Origin of the sequence: Epilithonimonas lactis (assembly GCF_900110605.1) — a bacterium.
GTDB classification, from domain to species: domain Bacteria; phylum Bacteroidota; class Bacteroidia; order Flavobacteriales; family Weeksellaceae; genus Epilithonimonas; species Epilithonimonas lactis.
The window spans coordinates 1-2,782 of sequence record NZ_FOFI01000010.1; the positions used below are offsets into that span (position 1 = coordinate 1).

1 rRNA gene is annotated in these 2,782 nt (G+C 48.8%); it reads left to right on the forward strand.

What is annotated here, in order from left to right:
- Positions 1–2,671 (forward strand): 23S ribosomal RNA (locus tag BMW39_RS19035); the annotation flags it as partial.
- Positions 2,672–2,782 lie beyond the last annotated feature (111 nt).

The following is a 2,782-nucleotide window of genomic DNA, read 5'->3' on the forward strand; positions in this document are numbered from 1 at the left end:
GGCACACACGAATTGATCCGCAGATGTCCGAATGGGGCAACCCGGCTGGTTGAAGACCAGTCACTCCGCAAGGAGAGCAAACCCGGAGAACTGAAACATCTAAGTACCCGGAGGAAAAGAAATCGAAGAGATTCCGTAAGTAGCGGCGAGCGAAAGCGGATTAGCCCAAAAGTCTTTATATGTTTAATAGAACGTTCTGGAAAGAACGGCCATAGACGGTGATAGCCCGGTATATGAAAGGCATACATAGATGATAAATGAGTAGGGCGGGACACGTGAAATCCTGTCTGAATATGGGGGGACCATCCTCCAAGGCTAAATACTCCTGAAAGACCGATAGTGAACTAGTACTGTGAAGGAAAGGTGAAAAGCACTTCGAATAGAAGGGTGAAATAGAACCTGAAACCGTACGCCTACAAGCGGTCGGAGCCCACAAGTTGGGTGACGGCGTGCCTTTTGCATAATGAGCCTACGAGTTAATTTTACTAGCGAGGTTAAGGACTTAAGGTCCGGAGCCGGAGCGAAAGCGAGTCTGAATAGGGCGCTTAGTTAGTAGGATTAGACGCGAAACCTTGTGATCTACCCATGGGCAGGTTGAAGCTTTGGTAACACAAAGTGGAGGACCGAACCGGTTGACGTTGAAAAGTCTTCGGATGACCTGTGGGTAGGGGTGAAAGGCCAATCAAACTGGGAGATAGCTCGTACTCCCCGAAATGCATTTAGGTGCAGCGTCGAGACAAGTTTATTAGAGGTAGAGCTACTGATTGGATGCGGGGGAGTCAAATCCTACCAATTCCTGACAAACTCCGAATGCTAATAAATGTTTCTCGGCAGTGAGGGCGCGGGTGCTAAGGTCCGTGTCCGAGAGGGAAAGAACCCAGACCAACAGCTAAGGTCCCAAAATATATGCTAAGTTGAAATAACGCGGTTGGACTGCATTGACAGCTAGGATGTTGGCTTGGAAGCAGCCATTCATTTAAAGAGTGCGTAACAGCTCACTAGTCGAGCGGTCCGGCATGGATAATAATCGGGCATAAGCATATTACCGAAGCTATGGATTTGTAATTTATTACATCTGGTAGGGGAGCATTCTGTTTGCGCCGAAGCAGTGTCGTGAGGCATTGTGGAGCGGACAGAAAAGAAAATGTAGGCATAAGTAACGATAAAGCGGGCGAGAAACCCGCTCACCGAAAGACTAAGGATTCCTCAGCCATGCTAATCAGCTGAGGGTTAGTCGGGACCTAACGCGAACCCGAAAGGGGTAGTGGATGGACAATGGGTTAATATTCCCATACTTGCTCACACTAAAAAGGGGACGGAGTGACGTAGCTACTGGAGACTGACGGAATAGTCAAGACCTAGCCTTCGGGCGAAGTTGCTGTAGTGAACTCGCTTCCAAGAAAAGCCGAAGTGAAGCAACCCGTACCATAAACCGACACAGGTAGTCGAGGAGAGAATCCTAAGGTGCTAGAGTGAATCATGGTTAAGGAACTAGGCAAAATAGTCTCGTAACTTCGGAAGAAGAGACGCCAGCAGCAATGCTGGCCGCAGTGAAGAGGCCCAGGCGACTGTTTATCAAAAACACAGGACTCTGCTAAATCGAAAGATGCTGTATAGGGTCTGACACCTGCCCGGTGCTGGAAGGTTAAGGAAGGGCGTTAGCAGCAATGCGAAGCGTTTGACTGAAGCCCCAGTAAACGGCGGCCGTAACTATAACGGTCCTAAGGTAGCGAAATTCCTTGTCGGGTAAGTTCCGACCTGCACGAATGGTGTAACGATCTGGGCACTGTCTCAACCATGAGCTCTGTGAAATTGTAGTCTCGGTGAAGATGCCGAGTACCCGCAATGGGACGAAAAGACCCTGTGAACCTTTACTATAACTTCGTATTGACTTTGAGTAAGTAATGTGTAGGATAGGTGGGAGACTTTGAAGCAGGCACGCCAGTGTTTGTGGAGTCAACGTTGAAATACCACCCTTTACTTACTTGGAGCCTAACTTCTTTCAGAAGGACATTGCGTGGTGGGTAGTTTGACTGGGGTGGTCGCCTCCAAAAGAGTAACGGAGGCTTTCAAAGGTACCCTCAGCACGCTTGGTAACCGTGCGTAGAGTGTAATGGCATAAGGGTGCTTGACTGTGAGACCTACAAGTCGATCAGGTGCGAAAGCAGGACATAGTGATCCGGTGGTTCCGTATGGAAGGGCCATCGCTCATAGGATAAAAGGTACTCCGGGGATAACAGGCTAGTCTCCCCCAAGAGCTCATATCGACGGGGAGGTTCGGCACCTCGATGTCGGCTCGTCACATCCTGGGGCTGGAGAAGGTCCCAAGGGTTGGGCTGTTCGCCCATTAAAGTGGCACGCGAGCTGGGTTCAGAACGTCGTGAGACAGTTCGGTCTCTATCTATTGCGGGCGTTAGATGTTTGAGAGGGCTTGAATCTAGTACGAGAGGACCGATTTGAACAAACCTCTGGTGTATCAGTTGTACCGCCAGGTGCACCGCTGAGTAGCTACGTTTGGAAAGGATAAGCACTGAAAGCATATAAGTGCGAAACCTGCCTCAAGATGAGACATCTTTTAAGGGTCGTTGGAGATGACGACGTTGATAGGCTATAGGTGTAAAGACAGTAATGTCATAGCCGAGTAGTACTAATTACCCGTAGATTTATTGCCTAATTGGCATAGTGCACGATCGCACGACAAGGTTCTCTCTTTGTGAACGTTTTTATCGATAATTATTAGACCATAGGATAATGGACTGATAGATGATAGACCTTAATGGTC